The following is a 22,256-nucleotide window of genomic DNA, read 5'->3' on the forward strand; positions in this document are numbered from 1 at the left end:
CCTATGTCCTATATTCCTGTTATTGGCCTCGCGGTGGCCATATTCGTTCTGATTTTTCTCGTATTACGAACGCGCGTTCATGCGTTATTGGCAATGCTCATTGCCGCGGCAATTGCGGGTGTTTCTGGTGGTTTAACAGCAGCGGAGACAGTGACAGTCATTACAAAAGGCTTTGGGTCAACACTTGGTAGCATCGGTATTGTTATCGGACTCGGGGTAATGATGGGAAGGGTGCTTGAAGTTTCAGGTGCTGCTGAACAAATCGCCTATAGCTTTATCAAATGGTTAGGGAAAAAACGTGAGGAGTGGGCACTGGCAATTACGGGCTATATTGTCAGTATCCCTATCTTCGTTGACTCCGCTTTCGTCATTTTATATCCATTGGCAAAAGCGCTGGCGAAAAATGGTAAGCGCAGCATATTAACCTTAGGTGTTGCACTGGCTGGTGGTTTAGTTGTTACGCACCATACAGTTCCTCCGACACCAGGCCCTTTAGGCGTTGCTGGTATTTTTGGTGTCGATGTTGGGGCGATGATCCTGGCTGGAATGAGCCTCGCTATTCCTTGTGTAATCGGAATTGTTTTTTATGCAAAATGGTTAGGAACTAAATATCCTGAGTTTATGCCAGATGAAACGGGCAGTGAAGATCTGAAAGAAGTTCATGCACGTTACATGGAAGAAAAAGCAAACAAACCATTACCAAGCTTATTTTTATCTTTACTACCGATTATCACGCCAATCTTGTTGATTTTTATCAATGCAATTAATGGCTTGATTTTAAAAACTGAATCATTCCAAGGAATGGAAAGCAATTGGTATTTTCAGACATTTGAATTCTTAGGTGCGCCAATTATTGCTTTATCAATTAGTGTGTTGATATCGGTATACACATTAATGCCAAAAGCAACAAAAGAAGAAGTCATCGACCGTATGGAAGAAGGCTTACAAGCCGCTGGGATTATCTTGTTAGTGACAGGTGCTGGTGGTGCGTTAGGCGCAGTATTACGTGATAGTGGGACAGGTAATATTCTTGCTGAGCACGTTGCAAACTTACCAATTACACCTGTACTAATTCCTTTTATTATCGCGACATTAGTGCGCTTAATTCAAGGGTCTGGCACGGTAGCGATGATCACAGCAGCATCCATATCTGCACCAATCATCAGCCAAATACCCGATATTAACTTATTGGTTGCGGCGCAAGCGGCAACAATGGGGTCTCTGTTCTTCGGTTATTTCAACGACAGCCTATATTGGGTTGTGAACAGAATGATGGGGATTAAAGACGTAAAACAACAAATGATCGTTTGGTCTATACCTACAACAATAGCGTGGGCGATTGGTTTAGTTGGCGTCCTTGTCCTTGATGTAATTCTCTAAAATTGTACTTTAAGCTTTACCTGCCAATCCAAAGCGCCTTTACAGGCGCTTTTTTTCGATAATCAGGTACATTCATCTATACTGATTGCATCTTAAACAGATTCTCAATATGGCACCTTTATTTTGTGATTAAAATCACGTTTTATTGAAAATAAAATGATGATGTTTTCATTAAAAGAGATACTCGTCACTAAATTAACTTGTGCTTATCGCTATATTAATAGTAGCTAATTAATTCAATGATGCCATTGTGTAAAGGAGTTTGATATGTCTGACGTTTTCCACTTAGGTTTAAAGAAAAGTGACTTACAGGGTGCAACCGTAGCGATTGTTCCTGGGGATCCTAACCGTGTTGAAAAAATTGCACGTCTGATGGATAACCCTGTACACCTTGCGTCATTACGTGAGTATACTTCGTGGCGTGGTGAGCTCGATGGTAAAGCTGTTATTGTTTGCTCAACAGGTATTGGTGGCCCATCTACCTCTATTGCAGTTGAAGAACTCGCGCAATTAGGTATCCGTACTTTCCTACGTATTGGTACAACTGGTGCAATCCAAGAAGATATTAATGTGGGTGATGTATTAGTCACCACAGGTGCAGTACGCTTAGATGGTGCGAGCCAGCACTTTGCGCCACTTGAATACCCAGCAGTGGCGGATTTTGATTGTACTAATGCATTATTTGCAGCGGCAAAAGATGCGGGTGCAACGGTTCATGTTGGTGTAACAGCCTCTTCAGATACTTTCTACCCAGGCCAAGAGCGTTATGATACCTATACTGGTCGTGTAATGCGCCATTTCAGAGGCTCAATGAAAGAGTGGCAAGACATGGGCGTTATGAACTATGAAATGGAATCAGCAACGTTACTGACCATGTGCTCAAGCAGCAAAGGCTTACGTGCAGGTATGGTTGCAGGGGTGATTGTTAATCGTACACAACAAGAAATCCCAAATGAAGCATTACTGAAGAAAACAGAAGGTAATGTGCTGAGTATTGTTGTTGAAGCGGCACGTCGTTTACTGTAATCAATGATTTACTGGCTCGCCTATTTAAAATTCACTCGGTTGTGGAAAGGCAATAGGCGGGCTTAGTTTGCCCTTCAAATTATTTATTTGAATCATAATCCTGCCAAGTTTTTAACAGTTTGTAATGAATTTCCAGAAAATAACGTGATCCTCTTATTCATTAGATCTGTTATTGTCATAAAAACAATTATCAATATTATGTGCCCTTTAATCGTTTGGGTTGCATCTTCTTTATTTGCAACTTAGACGTGTGCTGTGGGCAAAAAGGAATCATTATGTCAACAACACCTTACCTTCACCCTTCCGTCCTTCCACTGAAAGGGGGGATTAATTTCCGCGATTTAGGTGGGAAAAAACTATCAAATGGCAATAAAATCAAACCTGGCGTGCTGTTCCGTTCAGGGGCATTAGATCGCTTAACTCAGGATGATGAGTCGGTTTTACAATCACAAAATCTTTTCCAAATTATTGATTATCGTGACGAAGTTGAAATCATTGCTAAGCCTGATGTTGTTTGGCCAGGTGCACATTATGTCCATGCTCCGGCAAACCCGCTCGCCAAAGAAGTGACAGCAAACTTAGATAAGCTCACGCCAGAAATATTGGAACAGTTTGATCCACAAGCCTTTATGTTTCGTTTGTATGAATTATTACCGTTGAATAACCCCGCATATCATCAATTGGTGAACATGCTACAGCAACCCGAAAAAGGGGGGATTGTTCAGCACTGTGCCGTCGGGAAAGACCGCACTGGTGTCGGCTCGGCGTTGGTTTTATTTGCTTTAGGTGCTGATCTTGAAACGGTAATGGAAGACTATTTACTCACTAACGAAACATTAGCGCCATATCGTAAGCACTTACTGGAAGAACACGCAAAAACCATGAGTGATAGCATCGTGAAAAAGTTTGAGTATGTGTATTCTGTCCGTGAAGAGTTCCTACAAACAGCCTTAAAAAGCATTGAAAAACAGTATGGTAATGTGAATAAGTGGTTGGAAACCGATTTTGGCTTAGGGCTGAAACAACGTGAAGACTTACAGCAACACTTCCTCGAATAATAGATGTTACTTTGGCTGATGTTGTGTGAATAAAGGTATGAGCACATAACTCAGCTGAATTTATTGTCCTGTTTAATCTTGATTTATATGTTTTTCGCTACTGTAATACATCTAACCATTGATGGAAGGAATGTACCGTGACGCTCAATGAAATCGTGACCGTTGTGACGGATTTTACTCGTGAACATGAAGTATGGGCGCTACCCATTATTTTCTTTCTCGCCTTTGGTGAATCTCTCGCTTTCTTATCACTTCTTTTACCTGCAACAGTGATACTGCTTGCGCTTGGCGCTTTGATTGGTGAAAGCAATATTGTTTTTTGGCCTATTTGGTTGGCTGCTGCGTTAGGGGCCTTTTTTGGCGATTGGCTTTCTTACTGGTTTGGTTTTCATTACAAAGAAAACGTACGCAAGATGTGGCCGATTTCCCGTAATCCGCAAGTGATTGATAAAGGGCAAGTTTTTTTTGATCGATGGGGAATTTGGGGGATCTTTTTTGGCCGTTTCTTCGGGCCATTGAGGGCTGTCGTCCCTTTGGTTGCAGGGATCTGTGCGATGCCTCAACGCCATTTCCAACTTGCCAATATTGCCTCTGCGATGATCTGGGCGTTTGGCATACTCGCCCCAGGAGCCCTTGGTCTTAAATGGTTTGCGAGTTGGATAGGCTAGGCTTGCGAAGCGGCTCGCAAATAAACGGCGGCAAATGAAATTACCTCTGGACACTTATACAGTATCCCATTACCTTACACTAGATTTTGTAAAGTAAGGATTTAATCGTGGATACCTCTCTTTTATATGCCGTTATTGGTGCGTTGAGTGGCATTTTAGTCGGTGGTTTAGCGACGTGGTTTTCTATTGCCCAAAAAATCGCGCACAAAGATCAAGAGCTACAACAGGCTTACCGACAACTTGCAGCCAGCGATGAAAAAAATGTGCATCTTGCTCAGTGGAAAGAGGAGTATGACAGGCTTGATCAAGAGCTTCGTACACAACGTGACATTAACCGGGAACAAGAGGCCGAATTACGCGAAGTCATCACACGGTTAGAGCAAAATCAGCTTGCTAACGAAGAAAAACAACGCATTTTACAGAACAGTGAGCAACGCTTAACGACTCAGTTCGAAAATTTAGCGAATCGTATTTTTGAACAAAATGAGCGTCGTGCTTCAGAACAGCAGCAAAAAAGCTTACTCGCAATGCTATCGCCTTTTCGTGAGCAATTAGATGGTTTTCGCCAACAAGTTCAACAAAGTTTTGGTGAAGAAGCGAAAGAAAGGCATACATTGGCCTATGAAATTAGGCAGTTGCAGCAGCTCAACAATCAGATGACCAAAGAGGCCGTTAATCTAACGCGTGCGCTGAAAGGGGATAACAAGATACAGGGTAATTGGGGAGAAACTATTTTAACCCGTATCTTAGAAGTTTCCGGTTTGCGCGAAGGCTGCGAATTTGAAACCCAAGTCAGTATTAATACGGGTTATAATAGCCGCTATCAACCTGATGTCATTATCCACCTTCCTGAAGGTAAAGATGTGGTTGTCGATGCCAAAATGTCATTAGTGTCTTACGAGCACTATTTCAATAGTGAAGACCCTCATGAGCAGCAACAAGCATTAAAAAACCACGTTGCTTCCATTCGTAATCATATGCGAATGCTGAGCCGAAAGGATTATCATCAGTTACCAGGAATTCGTTCACTGGATTACGTTTTAATGTTTATTCCTATTGAGCCAGCCTATTTGCTGGCTTTGAAAGAAGCCCCTGAGCTACTCGATGAAGGAATAAAGCAAAATATTATGTTAGTTTGTCCATCCACCTTGCTAGTGGCGGTTCGAACAATTAATAATATATGGCGTTATGAGCGACAAGGGCAAAATGCCCAAGAAATTGCAGATAAGGCAGCAAAAATGTACGACAAGCTGCGTTTATTTGTGGATGATATGCAGGTTTTAGGCACCAGCCTTGATAAAGCGAATAATACTTACCATTCGGCGATGAAACGCCTTGCTCAAGGGCGGGGTAATTTGATTAGCCAAGCGGAAAGTTTTAAGGAGCTTGGGGTAGAGATAAAACAACCTATTGAGCCTCAACTTGTAGAGCGGTCAGATTCACCTAATTGTGCTGAATCGTAGACTTCTAATAGGGTTTTACCTCAAAGGCTGTTACACTTCCTACAAAGTTTGAATGATAAGCAGGCATAAGAGAAATGACTGAACCAACGAAAGAAACCATTGATTTTGGTTTCCGCACTGTCGGCAAAGAGGATAAAGCTGGCTTAGTAGCGAATGTTTTTCACTCTGTAGCATCAAAATATGACTTAATGAATGACCTGATGTCATTCGGTATTCATCGTATCTGGAAACGCTTCACGATTGAAGCAAGCGGTGTGCGCCGTAATCAGCGTGTACTGGATCTTGCGGGTGGAACAGGGGACTTAACCGCAAAATTTTCACGCTTGGTGGGTGAAAAAGGGGAAGTCATTCTGGCAGATATTAACGATTCCATGCTGAAAATGGGGCGTGAAAAATTACGTGACCTCGGCATTGTGGGAAATGTTAATTATGTTCAAGCTAACGCAGAAGAACTACCATTCCCAGATAACTATTTTGATTGTATTACCATTTCTTTTGGCTTGCGGAACGTTACCGATAAAGACAAAGCACTGCGTTCAATGTTTCGTGTGCTAAAACCAGGCGGTCGCTTGCTGGTCTTAGAATTTTCAAAACCCGTTATTGAGCCACTGAATAAAGCTTATGACGCATATTCATTCCATATTTTACCGCGTATTGGGCAGGCTATTGTCAACGATCCAGATAGTTATCGTTACTTAGCAGAATCAATCCGTATGCACCCAAATCAAGAAACTTTGAAAGGGATGATGGAAAATGCCGGTTTTGAACAAGTGTCTTATACAAATATGACCGGTGGTATTGTTGCACTGCACAAAGGGTTTAAATTCTAAGATGGAAGCGGCATCAGCACATACCGAAATCCAACATACGGTTTTGTATTCTTTAATAACAGCAATGATGGAAACCTCTCTTAATCATATGCTGTTTAAAGAGAAAGTTCTGCAGCCTGCTAGGATGCGTTTGGCGGGTAAGGTGATGTCCATTGAGTTAAAAGAGCTTAATAAAACACTGACCCTGATTTTTGCGGAAAATCATGTTGATGTACTGAGCGAATGGACTGAAGCGGCAGATTGTACAATTAAAACGTCGCTGTTCACTTTAGTGAAGTTGAAAGACAAACAACAATTATCTCAATTGATTAATCACGGTGATATCGTGATTGAAGGGGATATGCAGATTGTCCAACATTGGTCTTCTTTGCTCGATTTAGCGATTTGGAATCCAGCTCACTATTTATCACCGTATATCGGCGATGTAGCAGCGGAAGGGTTGAGCAAGCTGCTAAATAAAGGTGTTTGCCTTGTAACTCATTTGGTTAAACGCCAAAAGACCTATGTTAAAGATGCCCTGATTGAAGAGTGGAAAATGGCGCCAAGCCAACTTGAACTCGTGCATTTTAGTGATGAGGTTGAGCAAATTGAGAGCTCAATGAGTACGCTGGAACAACGGCTAAGCCAACTGGAGGAGAAGAATGACACCCGGTGAATTAAAACGACTTTACTTCATTATTCGGGTTTTTCTCTCTTACGGATTAGATGAGTTAATCCCCAAAATTAAACTTACGTTGCCACTTCGTATTGGTCGCTTGGGTTTTTTTTGGATTAGGAATCAGCACAAAGATAAAGAACTTGGTGAAAGATTACGTCTTGCATTACAAGAATTAGGCCCCGTTTGGATTAAATTTGGCCAGATGTTATCGACTCGCCGAGATCTCTTTCCACCTGCAATCGCAGACCAACTCTCTTTACTACAAGACAAAGTTGCCAGCTTCGATGGTAAATTAGCACGTGGTTATATTGAGGCTTCTTTAGGTGGGCCTCTGGAGCAATGGTTTGATCATTTTGATGAGCAAGCACTCGCATCCGCGTCTATCGCTCAAGTTCATACGGCTATTTTAAAAGAAAACGGCAAAGATGTTGTTATCAAGGTTATTCGCCCAGATATTTTACCTATTATCAAAGCGGATATTAAGCTCATGTACCGTATCGCAAATTGGGTGCCGTTATTACCTGATGGGCGCCGTTTGCGTCCAAAAGAAGTGGTTCGTGAATATGAAAAAACATTAATTGATGAGCTGAACCTTTTACGCGAGTCGGCGAATGCTATTCAACTGCGACGTAACTTTGAAAACAGCTCTATGCTGTATATCCCTGAAGTTTATCCAGACTATTGCCGTGAAAATGTCATGGTAATGGAACGTATCTATGGGATCCCTGTATCAGATATTGCGACACTCAAAGCGCAGGGAACCAATATGAAGCTGTTGGCTGAGCGCGGTGTAAAGGTCTTTTTCACTCAAGTGTTTCGCGATAGCTTTTTCCATGCGGATATGCATCCTGGGAATATTTTTGTCAGTTATGAGCACCCAGAAGACCCTCTGTATATTGGTATTGACTGTGGTATCGTCGGCTCATTAAATAAAGAAGATAAGCGCTATTTAGCTGAAAACTTTATTGCATTTTTTAATCGTGATTACCGTAAAGTTGCGGAGCTTCACGTCGATTCTGGTTGGGTTCCCCAAGATACTAATGTGGAGGATTTTGAATTCGCCATTCGTACAGTATGCGAACCTATCTTTGAAAAGCCATTAGCCGAAATCTCTTTCGGGCATGTACTACTGAATTTATTTAATACGGCGCGCCGTTTTAATATGGAAGTGCAACCTCAGTTAGTACTATTGCAAAAAACATTATTGTATGTGGAAGGTCTTGGTCGGCAGCTATACCCTCAGTTGGATTTATGGAAAACAGCAAAACCATTTTTAGAGGATTGGGTGCATAGCCAAGTTGGCTTACCTGCAATTACACAAGCATTGAAAGAAAAAGCACCTTATTGGGCTGAAAAAATGCCTGAGCTACCAGATTTAATTTATGGTGCCCTGAAACAACACAAGTACTTGCAGTCAAACATTGAACAACTTGCACAGCAGTTGAAAGGTCAGCGAAATAAACAGCGAAAATCGCAATACCTATTAGGAATAGGAGCTACATTTATCCTCTGTGGCAGTTTATTCTTTATTTCCGATTTAACGCGTCTTTCCGCAGTGTTTATGGCTGCTGGTGCTTTATCGTGGTTGTTTGGTTGGTGTAAAACAGGCGAAAATTAAGTAAACTTTGTTTTGCGACAAGTTTATAAGGCTGTGAACATTTCCGTATTTTGTGTTGGTTGTATATAATAGACCTAATAACAATTGATCCCAAAACTATAGAGGTATTAACAATGGAATCAACTATTGCAATGGCTGCTTTTGGTAGTCCTTGGCAACTCATTATTATTGCTTTGCTTATTATTTTAATTTTCGGCACCAAAAAATTACGTTCTTTAGGTTCTGATTTAGGTGAATCACTCAAAGGCTTTAAAAAAGCGATGAGTGATGATGAAAAAGCGAAAGTAGAACAAGAAAAGCAAGATGCTGATTTTGCGACTAAAAATATTACGGAACAACAGGCTGCAGAGAAAAAAGAAAGCCCAGTTGAGAGCAAAAACAAAGAGCAGGGTTAAACCGTGTTTGACATAGGTTTTAGTGAACTGTTGCTTGTTGCTGTCATCGGTCTTGTTGTATTAGGGCCTGAGCGCTTACCTGTGGCGGTGAGAACCGTTGCTGGGTGGATTCGTACCATGCGCTCAATGGCTGCTAATGTACAAAATGAGTTATCGCAAGAGCTGAAATTACAGGAATTGCAAGAAACGCTGAAAAAAGTTGAGGAGAAAGCTAATCTAGAAGCGCTGTCTCCTGAACTGAAGCAGTCTATGGAAGAACTGCGGACAGCAGCTCAGTCACTGAAAAGTGGCTATCAAGCAACAACTAATGATATTGAAACAGAGTTAAATAAAGCTAAAGAAATCACTGATAGCTATGATACAGCTGTCAAAGATGCGAAAAACAGCGCTGAACAGACGCAAGAATCGGATCCAGATCCTGAGTATGCGGCTAAAATGGCTGCTGTTGTTGAGGAAGTTGAAACTGAGGAACCAGCAAAAACTGATGAGCCAGTCGCTTTAGCAACAACAGACTCGCAAGATACTAAAGCTAAAAACTCGAATCAAACCGAAAGTGAAAAATAACACATGGCTGTAAATGATACACAACCACTTATTAGCCACCTCATTGAACTTCGCAAACGGCTATTAAACTGTTTAATAACAGTTTTAATTGTCTTCGCTGCACTTGCTTATTTTTCAAATGATATCTACCGTCTCGTTGCGGCCCCTTTGATTGATAAGCTGCCAGTGGGTTCGCAAATGAGTGCGACTGATGTGGCATCAACATTTTTTACCCCGATTAAATTGACAATGATGGTCTCGGTTTTTGTATCGATACCTGTTATTCTTTATCAAATCTGGGCATTTATTGCACCAGCACTCTATAAGCATGAGCGTAAATTGATGTTACCTCTGCTGGTTTCAAGTAGCTTTTTATTTTATCTTGGAATGGCATTTGCTTATTTTGTTGTCTTCCCACTAGCATTTGGCTTCTTTGTTAAAACAACGCCAGATAGCGTTAACTTCATTCCTGATATCAGTAAGTACCTTAGTTTCGTTATGACTTTGTTTATGGCGTTTGGTGCGGCTTTTGAGGTGCCTATTGCCATTATCTTACTGTGTTGGACTGGGGTCACTACCCCTGAGGCACTTAAGCGTAAACGTCCATACATTCTTGTAGGGGCATTTATCGTCGGGATGTTCTTAACGCCTCCAGATGTATTATCTCAAACGCTACTTGCAGTGCCCATGTACTTGCTCTTTGAGCTTGGTGTTTTACTTTCTAATTTCTACGTAGGTAAAGGAAGGAAGCGTCAAGAAGAAGAGGAAGATGAAAAAGAAGAATCTTAACCTTAATAGATGCATCGAGCTCCTGATTTTACTGACAATAAAACGCCCATTAATGATGGGCTTTTTATTGTCTTGAATTACAGCTCAGGTGATTTTTTGAATTGCGTATTTTCGAGCACTTTTGGGACATTTTTGTTTAAAATATTCAATAGAAGAATTGAACGATACTCTCCATTAGGCTCATCAAAGATAGCTTGAATTCCTGCAAAAATACCCTCTGTAATTGTCACTTTATCGCCTGATTTTGGAAGGTCTGGTGCAACCATATGGGTAATTGGAGTCAGCTGTAATAACTCAATCACTTCTTCTGGTACTTCAGTCGGTAATTGGCCAAAACGAATAAAATGGCTAACACCCCGAGTGGATTGAATCGTCGTAGTATGAATTTCGTTATGATCAAACTTTACAAATAAGTAATTCGGAAATAATGCTTCTTGCACCGTTGTCCTTTTACCCCTAACAATTTTTTCCATCTCAGTCATGGGAGTCATACAGAGCACGTTCTGTCTATTTAGATGCTCAATAGCACGTTCAATTTGGCCTCGTTTGCAATAAAGCAGGTACCATTTTTCCATTTTTTGAATCTCGTATGACAATAATATGTTTATGATAACAAATTACGACAGAACAATGTGACTAATGAACCTCTGCACAATATTATTCATATCCGTAAGTTAAAATCATCAAGCTGCGGCTTATGAACACTGTAATATAGAACCTAAGTTTGTAGGAGACACAATGGATATCTTTTTGTTGAGTAATGGTAAATTACCAGGAAACTCAGTTTGGTTAAGCTATGCTTTACCTCGAATTAAAGAAACACTTACCCGTAAAAATATCAAATCAGCTGTTCTCGTTCCATATGCTGTTCTCCGTGGATCTCATGATGAGCGTGCAGAACAACTTTCAGAAGCACTAGGCATTAAAGTAACGACTATAGAGCATTTTTCTAGCCCAGTTGAAGCCATTGAACAAGCAGAGTGTATTCTGGTTAGCGGTGGTAATACTTGGTGGTTAAACAAGTGCCTACATGAAAATGGTTTGATTGTGGCGATTCAACGTGCGGTCAGAGAGCGTGGTGTTCCATACATTGGTTGGAGTGCAGGTTGTAATGTAGCAACACCAAGTATTCGCACAACCAATGATATGCCTGTGAGTAATGCAGCTATTATGCCATCTTTGGGGCTCTTCCCATTACAAATTAACCCACATTACATTGATGCACATATTTCTGGGCATATGGGGGAAACACGTGATGAAAGACTACAAGAGTTTTGCGTAATTAACCCACATGAAGTGGTTGTTGCGCTTCGAGAAGGTAGCGGTTTGCAAATTAAAGGGAATGAACTCCATTATTTTAGTGGTAAGAATGAAGGTTTTAAATTATTTCAGCACAACAAAACATTCCCAGAGCAGTTCGATACATTATTATTAGAAAAATTAGTCCCTTTTGATTGCCAGTAAAATGGTATACTTAACCAGAAAAATATTGATTTTTAAATGATTTAGACAGTAACTTGTAACCTTGGCCGGACGTCTTATAATGAGACTCCCTCTGTAATAGTAAAAGAAGATAATGAAATATCGTGACCTTAGAGATTTTATCGCGCAGCTGGAAAAGCAAGGCGAGTTAAAACGCATTACAATGGAAGTCGATCCCTATTTGGAGATGACTGAAATTGCAGATCGCACCCTAAGAGCAGGGGGACCGGCCTTATTATTTGAAAATCCAAAAGGTTACAATATGCCTGTTCTATGTAATTTGTTTGGGACAACCAAGCGGGTTGCAATGGGAATGGGGCAAGAAGACATTAAAGCCTTGCATGATGTTGGCAAGCTACTCGCATTCTTAAAAGAGCCCGATCCTCCGAAGGGTTTCCGTGACTTATTCGATAAGTTACCTAAATTCAAACAAGTTTTGAATATGCCTGCTAAGCGCTTAAGCTCAGCTCCGTGTCAGGAACAAATTTGGGCGGGTGAAGATGTTGATCTAACTAAAATTCCAGTTATGCATTGTTGGCCAGAAGATGCCGCACCACTTATTACGTGGGGGTTGACTGTCACTAAAGGGCCACACAAAGAGCGTCAAAACCTCGGTATTTATCGTCAGCAAGTCCTTGGTAAAAATAAAGTGATCATGCGCTGGTTGTCTCATCGTGGTGGTGCATTAGACTTCCAAGAATGGTGCCAAGCACATCCAGGGGAAAAGTTTCCTGTAGCTGTTGCATTGGGTGCTGATCCAGCAACGATTTTAGGCGCAGTTACTCCTGTGCCAGACACGCTATCTGAATACGCTTTTGCGGGTTTATTACGCGGTAATAAAACGGAAGTGGTTAAGTGTATTTCCAATGATCTTGAAGTACCTGCTGGTGCTGAAATTATCCTTGAAGGCTATATTGAACCTGGTGAGATGGCGCCAGAAGGACCTTATGGCGATCATACGGGTTATTACAATGAAATAGATAACTTCCCTGTGTTCACAGTCACCCATGTTACTCAACGCCGTGATGCTATCTATCACTCAACATATACTGGCCGCCCACCTGATGAGCCAGCGGTACTTGGTGAAGCACTAAACGAGGTTTTAGTGCCAATTTTGCAAAAACAATTTCCTGAAATTGTCGACTTTTATCTCCCCCCCGAAGGGTGTTCATACCGTTTAGCGGTTGTAACAATGAAAAAGCAATATGCAGGGCATGCAAAAAGAGTCATGATGGGGGTCTGGTCATACCTGCGTCAGTTCATGTACACTAAATTTGTTATTGTTTGCGATGATGATATCAATGCACGTGACTGGAAGGATGTTATTTGGGCTATTACAACGCGTATGGACCCTGCTAGAGATACGGTTATGATGGAAAATACCCCAATAGATTATCTTGATTTTGCTTCCCCTGTGTCTGGTTTAGGTTCAAAAATGGGGCTTGATGCGACAAACAAATGGCCAGGTGAAACAGACCGTGAATGGGGCCGCCCAATTGTCATGACGGAAAGCGTTAAATCTCGCATTGATGATATCTGGGAACAATTGAAAATTTTTGAAAAATAAGAGGGAAAGCATGGCAACTTTAAGCTGTAAAGTCACATCTGTCGAATCAATCACGGATACGGTTTATCGGGTTATTTTGTTGCCAGATGGTCCCTTTCATTTTAAAGCTGGTCAATATTTGATGGTTGTGATGGATGAGCGAGATAAACGACCATTTTCAATGGCATCCACAGTCTGCACCAAAGGCACAATCGAGCTGCATATTGGTGCCTCTGAAATTAATTTATATGCCATGGCGGTGATGGATAGGATTTTAGATCAACAACGCATCGATATCGATATTCCCCATGGCAAAGCCTGGTTTCGTGAAGACAGTCAAAGCCCAATGATTTTAATTGCGGGGGGAACGGGGTTCTCTTATACCCATTCAATATTACTTGCCGCTTTAGCTGAAAACCCTCAACGGGATATCACCTTCTATTGGGGTGGGCGTCAATTAGAGCATTTGTATGATCTTGGTGAACTTCAGGCGCTGAGTGAAAAATACACTAGTCTAAAAGTCGTTCCTGTTGTTGAACAACCCGATGAATTATGGCGAGGCCGTACAGGGACAGTTCTTAGCGCAGTATTAGAGGATTTTGGCGACCTTTCAGAACATGACATTTATATTGCAGGTCGTTTTGAGATGGCGAAAAGCGCGAGGGATCGTTTTTGTAATGAGCGTGGAGCTAAAGTTGAACGCTTGTTTGGTGATGCCTACGAATTTATTTAACCGGCCATATTTCAAATTGTAGGGGGGCTTCACTTAGCTCCCCTAGTCATGTAGTTATCTACGCTCCTAGGAATATCTTTGCTCGCTATCTATCTATAATCTGAACTATGAGGGGTAAACCTGCATTGGTATATTATTTAATATGGCAGTGTTGCAGATTGCAGGGGGACTTCACTTAGTTCTTACAGTCATTTCAAGGTTAAAACGCTTTGAAATAATTTTTTGTCGCCAACTATTAGTCGAAATTATGGCAGACGACTCACGGGTATTTGGCAAAAAAGGCAAAAAAAACCCGCCCCTGACTAGGCGGGAACATCGACAAAATGCAATGTTTGACGAAAGGGGTATTAAACTCGTTCAATAATTGTGGCGATACCCTGACCAAAACCAATACACATTGTGGCTAAACCAAATTGCTTATCTTTTTGCTCTAACTGATTCAGTAATGCTGTAGTGATCCTTGCTCCAGAGCAACCTAATGGGTGACCCAGCGCAATAGCCCCTCCGCTTAGGTTTACCTTCTCATCAATGAGGCTTTCAGCAATATTCAGTCCTTTTAAACATGCGATGGATTGAGCCGCGAATGCTTCATTTAACTCAATAATATCAATATCATTTAAAGATAAGCCTGCTCGTTTTAGCGCCATTTCAGTCGCAGGAACAGGGCCAAATCCCATAATAGATGGATCACAGCCAACAACGGCCATTGCCCTGACTCTAGCTCTCGGTTTTATGCCATGTTGCTTCGCATAGCTTTCGCTACTAAGTAACATGGCGGATGCGCCATCTGATAAAGCAGATGAGTTCCCCGCAGTTACTGTACCATTTACAGGATCAAAGGCAGGGCGAAGGGCGGCTAACCCTTGAAGACTCGCGTCTAAGCGGATGACTTCGTCATAATTTACGGAAATAAGATTCCCATCAGCATCATGCCCTTCAATAGCTACGATTTCATTGGCGAACTTTCCATTTTTTGTGGCAGCAGCGGCAAGTTGGTGAGACCTAAGTGCAAAGGCGTCTTGTTCTTCTCGACTAATTTTGTACATTTTGGCTAGCATTTCTGCGGTTAACCCCATTGCTCCTGCGGCTTTTGCTACTCGCAATGTAAGTCTAGGGTTAAAGTCGATGCCATGTGTCATAGGCACATGCCCCATATGTTCCACACCACCAATTAAGACTGAATTTGCATCACCCGTCATAATTAACCGGCTCGCATCATGTACCGCCTGCATTGATGAACCGCAAAGGCGGTTAACCGTGACAGCAGGCACTGTATGGGGAATATCCGTTAATAAAGCGGCATTTTTTGCAATATTAAAACCTTGTTCTAAAGTTTGTTGTACACATCCCCAGATAATGTCATTTAATTCTTTTTTACTTGCATTAGGATTGCGTTCAAAAATTGCGTTCATAAGGTGCGCAGAAAGGTCTTCAGCTCTAACATGGCGAAATACTCCACCCTTTGAACGGCCCATTGGTGTGCGTATTCCATCAATAATGACGACGTTTTCCATAAAATTAACCCCTCGCAACTTTTTTGAGATCAATAGCCACAACAGGCGGTTGTGGGTAATAGGTAGCATTAGTCATCGCTTTTGCTTTTAGGCCCTCAGGAGCCTGATAAAGCGGGCTTAATGATGCTAATACTTCCGTAGTTTTTAAGTATGATTGGCTACCGATTGTGTCTAAATAACAGAACACGCCACCTCTAAATGGAGGGAAGCCTAAGCCATAAACTAGTGCAATATCTGCATCTGCAGGGCTTTGGATTATGCCTTCTTCTAAGCAACGAACGACTTCGTTTATCATTGGTGCCATCATTCGAGCGATAATTTCTTCTTTCGTAAATGAACGCTTAACTTTGCAGATAGAATTCAGTAGTTCATCAGTTTGTGGGTCATTGACTTTTTTAGGTTTCCCTTTTTTATCTTTTTCGTATTGATAAAAGCCTTTCCCGTTCTTTTGGCCAAAACGCTGTTGTTCATACATCACATCAATTGCATTTTTACCCGTTTTACTCATTCGCTCAGGGAAACCTTGCGCCATCACTTGTTCAGCGTGGAAGGCGGTGTCGATACCAACGACATCAAGTAAATAAGCAGGGCCCATCGGCCAGCCAAATTCTTTTTCCATGATTTTGTCGATCTCTTTGAAATCCGCGCCATCTTGGAGTAATAAGTTGAAACCTGCAAAATAAGGGAATAGAACACGATTCACAAAGAAACCTGGGCAATCGTTCACCACAATTGGTGTTTTACCCATTTTATTCGCATAGGCAACGACTTTTGCGACAGTATCGTCAGACGTTTGTGTACCGCGGATAACTTCCACTAAAGGCATTCGGTGTACAGGGTTGAAGAAGTGCATTCCACAAAAGTTTTCAGGGCGTTTTAAGGATTGAGCCAATGTGGAAATTGGAATTGTTGAAGTATTAGATGCCAGTATCGTTTCTGGTGAAACAAGTGATTCCACTTCAGATAGCACGGCGGCTTTTACTTTGGGATTTTCAACCACAGCTTCGACAATAATTTGGCTATTTTCAATACCATTATAAGATAATGAAGGGTGGATTGCGGCTAAAGTTGTTGCCATTTTAGCTGCACTAATGCGCCCCCGCTCAAACTGGTTATTTAACAGTTTTTGGGCTTCTTCAATACCAAGATCTAAAGACTTCTCATTGATGTCTTTCATTAGAACTGGCACACCTTTACTGGCGGATTGGTAAGCTATCCCTCCACCCATAATACCTGCACCCAAAACGGCGGCTTGAGTTGGCGCTTTAACATTTTGAGCCAGTTTTTTACTATTGGATTTAATTTGTTGATCATTAAGAAAAATACTGACCAATGAACGGGCAACATCACTGTGAGCGAGAGGGACAAAAGCTGCTGTTTCATGTTTTAGCGCTTCATCGCGAGTGCAATTCGCTGCTTTCTCGATGGTATTGACTGCCGCCATTGGTGCTGGGTAGTGTTTTCCTGCAACTTGATACACCATGCCTTTCGCAACATTAAAGCTCATGGTCTGCTCAAGTGGGCTTAATTGAAGAGGGGCCAGTTTAGGTTGACGCTTCTTCTGCCAATTCATGTTACCCGCAATGGCTGATTCAATAATGGCTAAAGCAGATTGTGGCAATTTTTCGGTTTCAACTACGGCATCAACTAACCCTAATTTGAGTGCTTGAGGCCCGCTGACATCCTTGCCTGCAGTAATAATTTCTAGCGCGCTATCTAAACCAATTAACCTTGGCAAGCGAACAGAGCCACCAAACCCTGGCATGATACCAAGTTTCGTTTCAGGTAAACCAATACGAGCATCAGGGGATGCGATACGAAAATCTGTTGATAAAACACACTCACAGCCGCCACCAAGTGCATAACCATTGATTGCACAAATTGTAGGAACAGGGAGATCTTCAATGCGATTAAAGATGCTATTAGCGTATTTCAGCCATTCACTGAGGGTTTCTTTCGGTGCTTCAAATAATGAGAGAAATTCTTTGATATCAGCTCCGACAATAAAAGCAGATTTGTCAGAGCGGAAAATAACACCTTGCAGATCAGGTTGACGCTCAAGAACAGACACGGCTTCATCCAGTGAAGCAACGGTGTGGGTATCCAACTTATTGATTGGCCCTGGTGAATTAAAAACCAGTTCTGCAATACCTTTTTTCAACCATTGAATATAGATTGTTTCACTTTGATAAAGCATTCTGTTCTCCTTTACATGAAAAAGTTATCTGGTACGACCAGATGATTTTAGTGTGACTAGAATGTTAATTAATTGCAAACGGTTAATAACAAATTTGGAATCTTGGTCACAGCAATTAAGTGAAATACTGTTGTTTTAAAATGATATTTTTATTATTTATCAATTAATTAGTTTGGATTTGCAACGGAGTGCATATCCGTTAAGAACAGAACGTGATAAGCTTGAATTTTCTAATTAATGCTGAAAGGTTGAAGGAAATGGAAAAACTGACTGCACTCTACGCTGATCATATTAAAACGTTACAAAACAGAACTCAGCAAGTCTTACAGCGCAGCAAATTAGATGCCATATTGATTCATTCGGGTGAACCACTTCGCATCTTTCTTGATGATAGTGACTACCCATTTAAGGTTAATCCGCACTTTAAGGCTTGGGTTCCTGTTACGGATGTCCCCCACTCTTGGTTATTAGTTGACGGCGTTAATAAACCTAAATTATGGTTTTACTCACCCGTTGATTATTGGCACAGTGTTGAGCCACTTCCAAATGGCTTTTGGACGAAAGATGTCGAACTGATTCATCTAAAAAATGCAGATGATATCAAAGGGTTCCTGGCCAGTTTACCAAAAGAGAATGTTGCTTATATTGGTTCAGCGGCAGCAAGAGCCGAATCTTTAGGCATCTCTTTAGATAATATTAATCCGAAGCCAGTCTTAGATTATTACCATTTTCATCGTGCCTATAAAACAGACTACGAACTGTATTGCATGCGTGAAGCGCAAAAAATGGCGGTAAATGGCCATCTTGCTGCATTGGAAGCCTTCCGTGCTGGAATGAGTGAGTTTGATATTAATGTCAGCTACTTACAATCAACAGGCCACCGTGATACTAACGTGCCGTATGGCAATATTGTTGCATTGAATGAAAATGCAGCAGTGCTCCATTACACTAAATTACAGCAATCCGTTCCTGCTGAATTACGGAGTTTCTTGATTGATGCAGGCGCCGAATATAACGGTTATGCGGCTGATATCACGAGAACGTATGCAGCAAAAGGCAAGGATGAATTTGCTGAATTAGTCGCGGACGTTAATAAAGAGCAGCTTTCTCTTATCGACACAATTAAAGCGGGCGTTCGTTACACTGATTACCATGTGGATATGCATCACCGTATAGCAAAAATCCTTGTGAAACATGATATTGTTAATGGTATTAGTGAAGAATCAATGGTTGAGAATGGTTTAACTACACCATTTTTACCTCATGGTTTAGGGCATCCATTAGGTCTGCAGGTCCATGATGCAGCTGGATTTATGCAAGACGACAATGGGACACATCTTGCAGCACCAAAAATGTATCCTTTCTTGCGTTGTACTCGTGTTCTAGAACCCAAAATGGTGTTAACTATCGAACCAGGTCTTTACTTCATTGAATCTCTGCTTTTATCGTGGAGAGCGGGTGAGTTTAGTCAGCATTTTAATTGGGATAGAATTGAGTTCTTTAAGCCATACGGTGGTATTCGTATTGAAGATAATATCGTGATCCATGCTAACCGTATCGAAAATATGACTCGAGACCTGCATTTACGTTAATGAAACCTTATTTAATACCGGCAGAAACGATTTCTTTTACAGAAGAAATTAAAAAAAGCCGATTTATTACTTACTTAGCTCATACCGAGGGTATTGAAGCGGCGAAAGATTACATTCAATCGATTAAAGCACAATACCCCGATGCTCGGCACCATTGCTGGGCATTCGTTGCTGGCCGCCCTGACGATTCTCAACAATTGGGCTTTTCCGATGATGGGGAACCTACAGGGACGGCTGGTAAACCTATTATGGCGCAGCTCTTAGGTAGTCAACTAGGGGAAATCACTTGTGTGGTTGTGCGTTATTTTGGTGGGATCAAATTAGGTACTGGTGGGCTAGTTAAAGCTTATGGTAATGGCGCACAACAAGCGCTGAAAATACTATCGACACAAACCAAAGTCCCACAAAAAGTGTTTAATTTAGTGTGTGATTATTCGCTAATTAATGCAATAGAACAGCTGCTTGCTCAGGTCAATGGCGTGATCTTGCACAGTGATTATAATGAAGTTGTTGCTTTGCAAATTACAATTCCTGCTACCCTTGAGCAGGAAGTCAATGATAAATTACGCGATATAAGCCGTGGTGCCTTAGCGCTCACGCCAGAATCGGAATAGTCAATCGCTTTAGCAAGGAACCTGCCGAATGCATTTTCGTGCAATAACCCGTATTGTCGGGCTGCTTGTCATCATTTTTTCTTTTACCATGGTTATTCCTGGTATTGTCGCGTTAATTTATCGCGATGGTGCAGGGCGAGCCTTCAGCCAGACTTTCGTTACGGCATTATTAATTGGTCTATTTTTATGGTTACCTACGCGTAATAGCAAACATGAATTAAAAGCGAAAGAAGGCTTTCTTATTGTTGTCTTATTTTGGACCGTATTGGGCAGTGTGGGAGCATTACCGTTTATTTTCTCTGAAAGGCCAAATCTTTCAGTGACGGATGCCTTTTTTGAATCCTTTTCTGGCTTAACGACGACTGGAGCAACAACATTAACAGGACTTGATTCTTTACCTAAAGCAATTTTATTTTATCGACAAATGTTGCAGTGGCTTGGGGGGATGGGGATCATCGTGCTTGCAGTTGCTATTCTTCCCCTGTTAGGTGTTGGGGGAATGCAGCTCTATCGTGCAGAAATGCCAGGGCCATTGAAAGACAATAAAATGCGTCCTCGAATTGCGGAAACAGCCAAAACACTCTGGCTTATCTATGTCTTATTGACGATAGCCTGTGCAATTGCGTTATGGATAGCTGGGATGGATGTGTTTGATGCGATTTCCCATAGCTTTTCAACAATTGCTATTGGTGGGTTTTCTACCCACGATGCTAGCATCGGTTACTTTAATAGCCCCGCAATTAATACCATTATTGGTGTTTTCCTTATTATCTCGGGGTGTAACTTTGGTTTGCACTTTGCAGTTTTAACTGGGCGAAGCCTCGGTATTTATTGGCGCGATCCTGAATTTAAGATGTTTATCAGCTTCCAGTTTGTCCTCGTAGTGGTTTGTACTGCGATATTGATGTATCACTCTGTCTACGGCGGTTTTGGTCAAACACTTGATCAGGCTTTTTTCCAAGTTGTCTCGATGGCCACAACGGCGGGCTTCACGACAGATAGCTTCTCTGGTTGGCCGCTATTTTTGCCAATGCTTTTATTGTGTGCAGCATTTGTTGGTGGATGTGCAGGCTCAACGGGGGGCGGCTTAAAAGTTATCCGTATCTTATTATTGTTCTTACAAGGTTCCCGCGAACTAAAACGACTAGTACATCCAAATGCAGTCTATACCATCAAGCTTGGGCAAAGAGCACTTCCTGAACGTATAATAGAGGCTGTTTGGGGCTTTTTTTCAGCGTATGCATTGGTTTTTGTTGTCAGCCTCTTATTGCTTATCGCAACAGGTGTCGATGAATTTTCAGCGTTTTCTGCGATTGCGACTACATTGAATAACTTAGGACCAGGGTTAGGCACAGTAGCGGATAACTTCACAAGTATGAATCCAGCGGGTAAATGGATTTTGGTCGTTACTATGTTATTTGGTCGTTTAGAAGTGTTTACCTTATTAGTGTTACTGACTCCAACGTTTTGGCGTGAGTAATTCAGTACAATATTGCTATATAGAAATGATAAAAATCTAGGAACGATAATGAGTTATTTACTTCTACATTCCAGTACGGATGGGCAGACAAAAAAAATTGTTTTAAAAATAGCAGAGCAATTACGTAGCTTAGGCCGAGAATGTGATATTCGCGATTTGAATACAGAGCAAAATTTTAATTTATCTGCTTATGATAAGGTGCTGGTAGGGGCTTCTATCCGTTATGGGCATTTCAATAAAAAACTTCAGCGTTTCGCGACTTCTCATCAAAGCCAGTTGAATTCAATGAAGACCGCTTTCTTTGCAGTGAACCTAACAGCAAGGAAAGAAGGTAAGAACACAGTAGAGACAAATGCTTATACGCGTAAGTTTCTGGAGGTTTGTCCTTGGAAGCCAGCATTGAAGTCTGTTTTTGCGGGGGCGTTGTTTTACCCACGCTATAAATGGTTCGATAAAGTAATGATCCGTCTCATTATGAAAATGACAGATGGGCCAACAGACCCTAATACTGAAATTGAGTACACCAATTGGGAGAAGGTTTCATACTTTGCGATTGAGTTTGATAATCTATAGTGTGATTTATCAACAAATTATATTTTTTTTATACGAATTGTTTAATTATTAAGCTATCAGTGGAAAATATCAAAAAAACACTTGCGAGATTTTTTCG

At 41.4% G+C, this 22,256-nt stretch carries 21 protein-coding genes; 18 read left to right on the forward strand and 3 right to left on the reverse strand.

What is annotated here, in order from left to right:
* Nucleotides 1-3: 3 nt before the first annotated feature.
* The 11 genes from AABS66_RS20080 (at nt 4) to tatC (ending at nt 10,428) form a co-directional block, all read left to right on the forward strand.
* Entirely contained in the window at nt 4-1,380 is a 1,377-nt protein-coding gene (locus AABS66_RS20080) for a GntP family permease (protein WP_004914902.1), read from the forward strand.
* A gap of 267 nt (nt 1,381-1,647) precedes the next feature.
* Nucleotides 1,648-2,406 (forward strand): uridine phosphorylase, encoded by a 759-nt coding sequence (gene udp, locus AABS66_RS20085; RefSeq protein WP_206086341.1) that lies wholly within the window; start codon nt 1,648-1,650, stop codon nt 2,404-2,406.
* A 275-nt stretch (nt 2,407-2,681) separates the two neighbouring features.
* A complete protein-coding gene (locus AABS66_RS20090; protein WP_272574197.1) occupies nt 2,682-3,464 on the forward strand; it encodes a tyrosine-protein phosphatase in 783 nt (260 codons plus the stop codon).
* 137 nt (nt 3,465-3,601) lie between these two features.
* The gene (locus AABS66_RS20095) at nt 3,602-4,132 is read left to right on the forward strand and encodes a DedA family protein (protein WP_430225398.1); all 531 of its coding nucleotides are present in this window, start codon (nt 3,602-3,604) and stop codon (nt 4,130-4,132) included.
* Between the two features lie 107 nt (nt 4,133-4,239).
* On the forward strand, nt 4,240-5,595 hold the full coding sequence (gene rmuC / locus AABS66_RS20100; RefSeq protein WP_430225399.1) for a DNA recombination protein RmuC: 1,356 nt from the start codon (nt 4,240-4,242) through the stop codon (nt 5,593-5,595).
* Nucleotides 5,596-5,669: 74 nt separating this feature from the next.
* Nucleotides 5,670-6,425 carry a bifunctional demethylmenaquinone methyltransferase/2-methoxy-6-polyprenyl-1,4-benzoquinol methylase UbiE gene (gene ubiE, locus AABS66_RS20105; RefSeq protein WP_047756010.1) on the forward strand — a complete coding sequence of 252 codons (756 nt, stop codon included), beginning with the start codon at nt 5,670-5,672 and terminating at the stop codon, nt 6,423-6,425.
* Between the two features lies 1 nt (nt 6,426).
* Nucleotides 6,427-7,080, forward strand: coding sequence for a ubiquinone biosynthesis accessory factor UbiJ (locus AABS66_RS20110; protein ID WP_206086345.1), 654 nt, complete (start codon nt 6,427-6,429; stop codon nt 7,078-7,080).
* The gene (ubiB, locus tag AABS66_RS20115; RefSeq protein WP_206086346.1) at nt 7,067-8,701 is read left to right on the forward strand and encodes a ubiquinone biosynthesis regulatory protein kinase UbiB; all 1,635 of its coding nucleotides are present in this window, start codon (nt 7,067-7,069) and stop codon (nt 8,699-8,701) included. The genes AABS66_RS20110 and ubiB overlap by 14 nt, the downstream gene beginning before the upstream one ends.
* A gap of 113 nt (nt 8,702-8,814) precedes the next feature.
* A complete protein-coding gene (gene tatA, locus AABS66_RS20120; RefSeq protein WP_206086347.1) occupies nt 8,815-9,096 on the forward strand; it encodes a twin-arginine translocase TatA/TatE family subunit in 282 nt (93 codons plus the stop codon).
* A gap of 3 nt (nt 9,097-9,099) precedes the next feature.
* The gene (gene tatB, locus AABS66_RS20125; RefSeq protein WP_206086348.1) at nt 9,100-9,660 is read left to right on the forward strand and encodes a Sec-independent protein translocase protein TatB; all 561 of its coding nucleotides are present in this window, start codon (nt 9,100-9,102) and stop codon (nt 9,658-9,660) included.
* A gap of 3 nt (nt 9,661-9,663) precedes the next feature.
* Entirely contained in the window at nt 9,664-10,428 is a 765-nt protein-coding gene (tatC, locus tag AABS66_RS20130; RefSeq protein WP_206086349.1) for a Sec-independent protein translocase subunit TatC, read from the forward strand.
* A 77-nt stretch (nt 10,429-10,505) separates the two neighbouring features.
* Here the strand turns inward: tatC and rfaH are convergent, their stop codons facing one another.
* Nucleotides 10,506-11,003 (reverse strand): transcription/translation regulatory transformer protein RfaH, encoded by a 498-nt coding sequence (rfaH, locus tag AABS66_RS20135; RefSeq protein WP_206086350.1) that lies wholly within the window; start codon nt 11,001-11,003, stop codon nt 10,506-10,508.
* A gap of 163 nt (nt 11,004-11,166) precedes the next feature.
* Between rfaH and pepE the strand changes: the two genes are divergently transcribed.
* The 3 genes from pepE to fre all read left to right on the forward strand — a co-directional run bounded on the left by pepE (nt 11,167) and on the right by fre (nt 14,189).
* On the forward strand, nt 11,167-11,892 hold the full coding sequence (gene pepE, locus AABS66_RS20140; protein ID WP_206086351.1) for a dipeptidase PepE: 726 nt from the start codon (nt 11,167-11,169) through the stop codon (nt 11,890-11,892).
* 112 nt (nt 11,893-12,004) lie between these two features.
* Nucleotides 12,005-13,477 (forward strand): 4-hydroxy-3-polyprenylbenzoate decarboxylase, encoded by a 1,473-nt coding sequence (gene ubiD / locus AABS66_RS20145; RefSeq protein ID WP_206086352.1) that lies wholly within the window; start codon nt 12,005-12,007, stop codon nt 13,475-13,477.
* Between the two features lie 10 nt (nt 13,478-13,487).
* On the forward strand, nt 13,488-14,189 hold the full coding sequence (gene fre / locus AABS66_RS20150; RefSeq protein WP_430225400.1) for an NAD(P)H-flavin reductase: 702 nt from the start codon (nt 13,488-13,490) through the stop codon (nt 14,187-14,189).
* Between the two features lie 347 nt (nt 14,190-14,536).
* On the opposite strand, the gene fadA is transcribed toward fre, so the two are convergent.
* Both fadA and fadB read right to left on the reverse strand, forming a co-directional pair.
* Complete coding sequence (gene fadA, locus AABS66_RS20155) at nt 14,537-15,703, reverse strand: acetyl-CoA C-acyltransferase FadA (protein WP_206086354.1); 1,167 nt, start codon at nt 15,701-15,703, stop codon at nt 14,537-14,539.
* A gap of 4 nt (nt 15,704-15,707) precedes the next feature.
* Entirely contained in the window at nt 15,708-17,900 is a 2,193-nt protein-coding gene (fadB, locus tag AABS66_RS20160) for a fatty acid oxidation complex subunit alpha FadB (protein WP_206086355.1), read from the reverse strand.
* A gap of 257 nt (nt 17,901-18,157) precedes the next feature.
* Between fadB and pepQ the strand changes: the two genes are divergently transcribed.
* Genes pepQ through hemG form a run of 4 tightly spaced genes read left to right on the forward strand, consistent with a single transcriptional unit; the run spans nt 18,158 to nt 22,159 of the window.
* Nucleotides 18,158-19,492, forward strand: a complete 1,335-nt coding sequence (gene pepQ, locus AABS66_RS20165) for a Xaa-Pro dipeptidase (RefSeq protein WP_206086356.1) — start codon at nt 18,158-18,160, stop codon at nt 19,490-19,492.
* Nucleotides 19,492-20,106, forward strand: a complete 615-nt coding sequence (locus AABS66_RS20170; protein WP_206086357.1) for an IMPACT family protein — start codon at nt 19,492-19,494, stop codon at nt 20,104-20,106. The genes pepQ and AABS66_RS20170 overlap by 1 nt, the downstream gene beginning before the upstream one ends.
* 28 nt (nt 20,107-20,134) lie before the next feature.
* Complete coding sequence (gene trkH / locus AABS66_RS20175) at nt 20,135-21,586, forward strand: Trk system potassium transporter TrkH (protein WP_206086358.1); 1,452 nt, start codon at nt 20,135-20,137, stop codon at nt 21,584-21,586.
* A gap of 48 nt (nt 21,587-21,634) precedes the next feature.
* On the forward strand, nt 21,635-22,159 hold the full coding sequence (hemG, locus tag AABS66_RS20180; RefSeq protein WP_206086359.1) for a menaquinone-dependent protoporphyrinogen IX dehydrogenase: 525 nt from the start codon (nt 21,635-21,637) through the stop codon (nt 22,157-22,159).
* The last annotated feature ends 97 nt before the right edge of the window (nt 22,160-22,256 follow it).

It is taken from the genome of Providencia sp. SP181 (assembly GCF_050446505.1).
Taxonomy (GTDB): domain Bacteria; phylum Pseudomonadota; class Gammaproteobacteria; order Enterobacterales; family Enterobacteriaceae; genus Providencia; species Providencia vermicola.

Excerpts from the sequence above, each read along its gene's own strand:
- AABS66_RS20080 (WP_004914902.1), top strand. The coding sequence starts at position 4 with ATGTCCTATATTCCTGTTATTGGCCTCGCGGTGGCCATATTCGTTCTG.
- udp (WP_206086341.1), top strand. The coding sequence starts at position 1,648 with ATGTCTGACGTTTTCCACTTAGGTTTAAAGAAAAGTGACTTACAGGGT.
- AABS66_RS20090 (WP_272574197.1), top strand. The coding sequence starts at position 2,682 with ATGTCAACAACACCTTACCTTCACCCTTCCGTCCTTCCACTGAAAGGG.
- ubiE (WP_047756010.1), top strand. The coding sequence starts at position 5,670 with ATGACTGAACCAACGAAAGAAACCATTGATTTTGGTTTCCGCACTGTC.
- AABS66_RS20110 (WP_206086345.1), top strand. The coding sequence starts at position 6,427 with ATGGAAGCGGCATCAGCACATACCGAAATCCAACATACGGTTTTGTAT.
- ubiB (WP_206086346.1), top strand. The coding sequence starts at position 7,067 with ATGACACCCGGTGAATTAAAACGACTTTACTTCATTATTCGGGTTTTT.
- tatA (WP_206086347.1), top strand. The coding sequence starts at position 8,815 with ATGGAATCAACTATTGCAATGGCTGCTTTTGGTAGTCCTTGGCAACTC.
- tatC (WP_206086349.1), top strand. The coding sequence starts at position 9,664 with ATGGCTGTAAATGATACACAACCACTTATTAGCCACCTCATTGAACTT.
- rfaH (WP_206086350.1), bottom strand. The coding sequence starts at position 11,003 with ATGGAAAAATGGTACCTGCTTTATTGCAAACGAGGCCAAATTGAACGT.
- pepE (WP_206086351.1), top strand. The coding sequence starts at position 11,167 with ATGGATATCTTTTTGTTGAGTAATGGTAAATTACCAGGAAACTCAGTT.
- ubiD (WP_206086352.1), top strand. The coding sequence starts at position 12,005 with ATGAAATATCGTGACCTTAGAGATTTTATCGCGCAGCTGGAAAAGCAA.
- fre (WP_430225400.1), top strand. The coding sequence starts at position 13,488 with ATGGCAACTTTAAGCTGTAAAGTCACATCTGTCGAATCAATCACGGAT.
- fadA (WP_206086354.1), bottom strand. The coding sequence starts at position 15,703 with ATGGAAAACGTCGTCATTATTGATGGAATACGCACACCAATGGGCCGT.
- fadB (WP_206086355.1), bottom strand. The coding sequence starts at position 17,900 with ATGCTTTATCAAAGTGAAACAATCTATATTCAATGGTTGAAAAAAGGT.
- pepQ (WP_206086356.1), top strand. The coding sequence starts at position 18,158 with ATGGAAAAACTGACTGCACTCTACGCTGATCATATTAAAACGTTACAA.
- AABS66_RS20170 (WP_206086357.1), top strand. The coding sequence starts at position 19,492 with ATGAAACCTTATTTAATACCGGCAGAAACGATTTCTTTTACAGAAGAA.
- trkH (WP_206086358.1), top strand. The coding sequence starts at position 20,135 with ATGCATTTTCGTGCAATAACCCGTATTGTCGGGCTGCTTGTCATCATT.
- hemG (WP_206086359.1), top strand. The coding sequence starts at position 21,635 with ATGAGTTATTTACTTCTACATTCCAGTACGGATGGGCAGACAAAAAAA.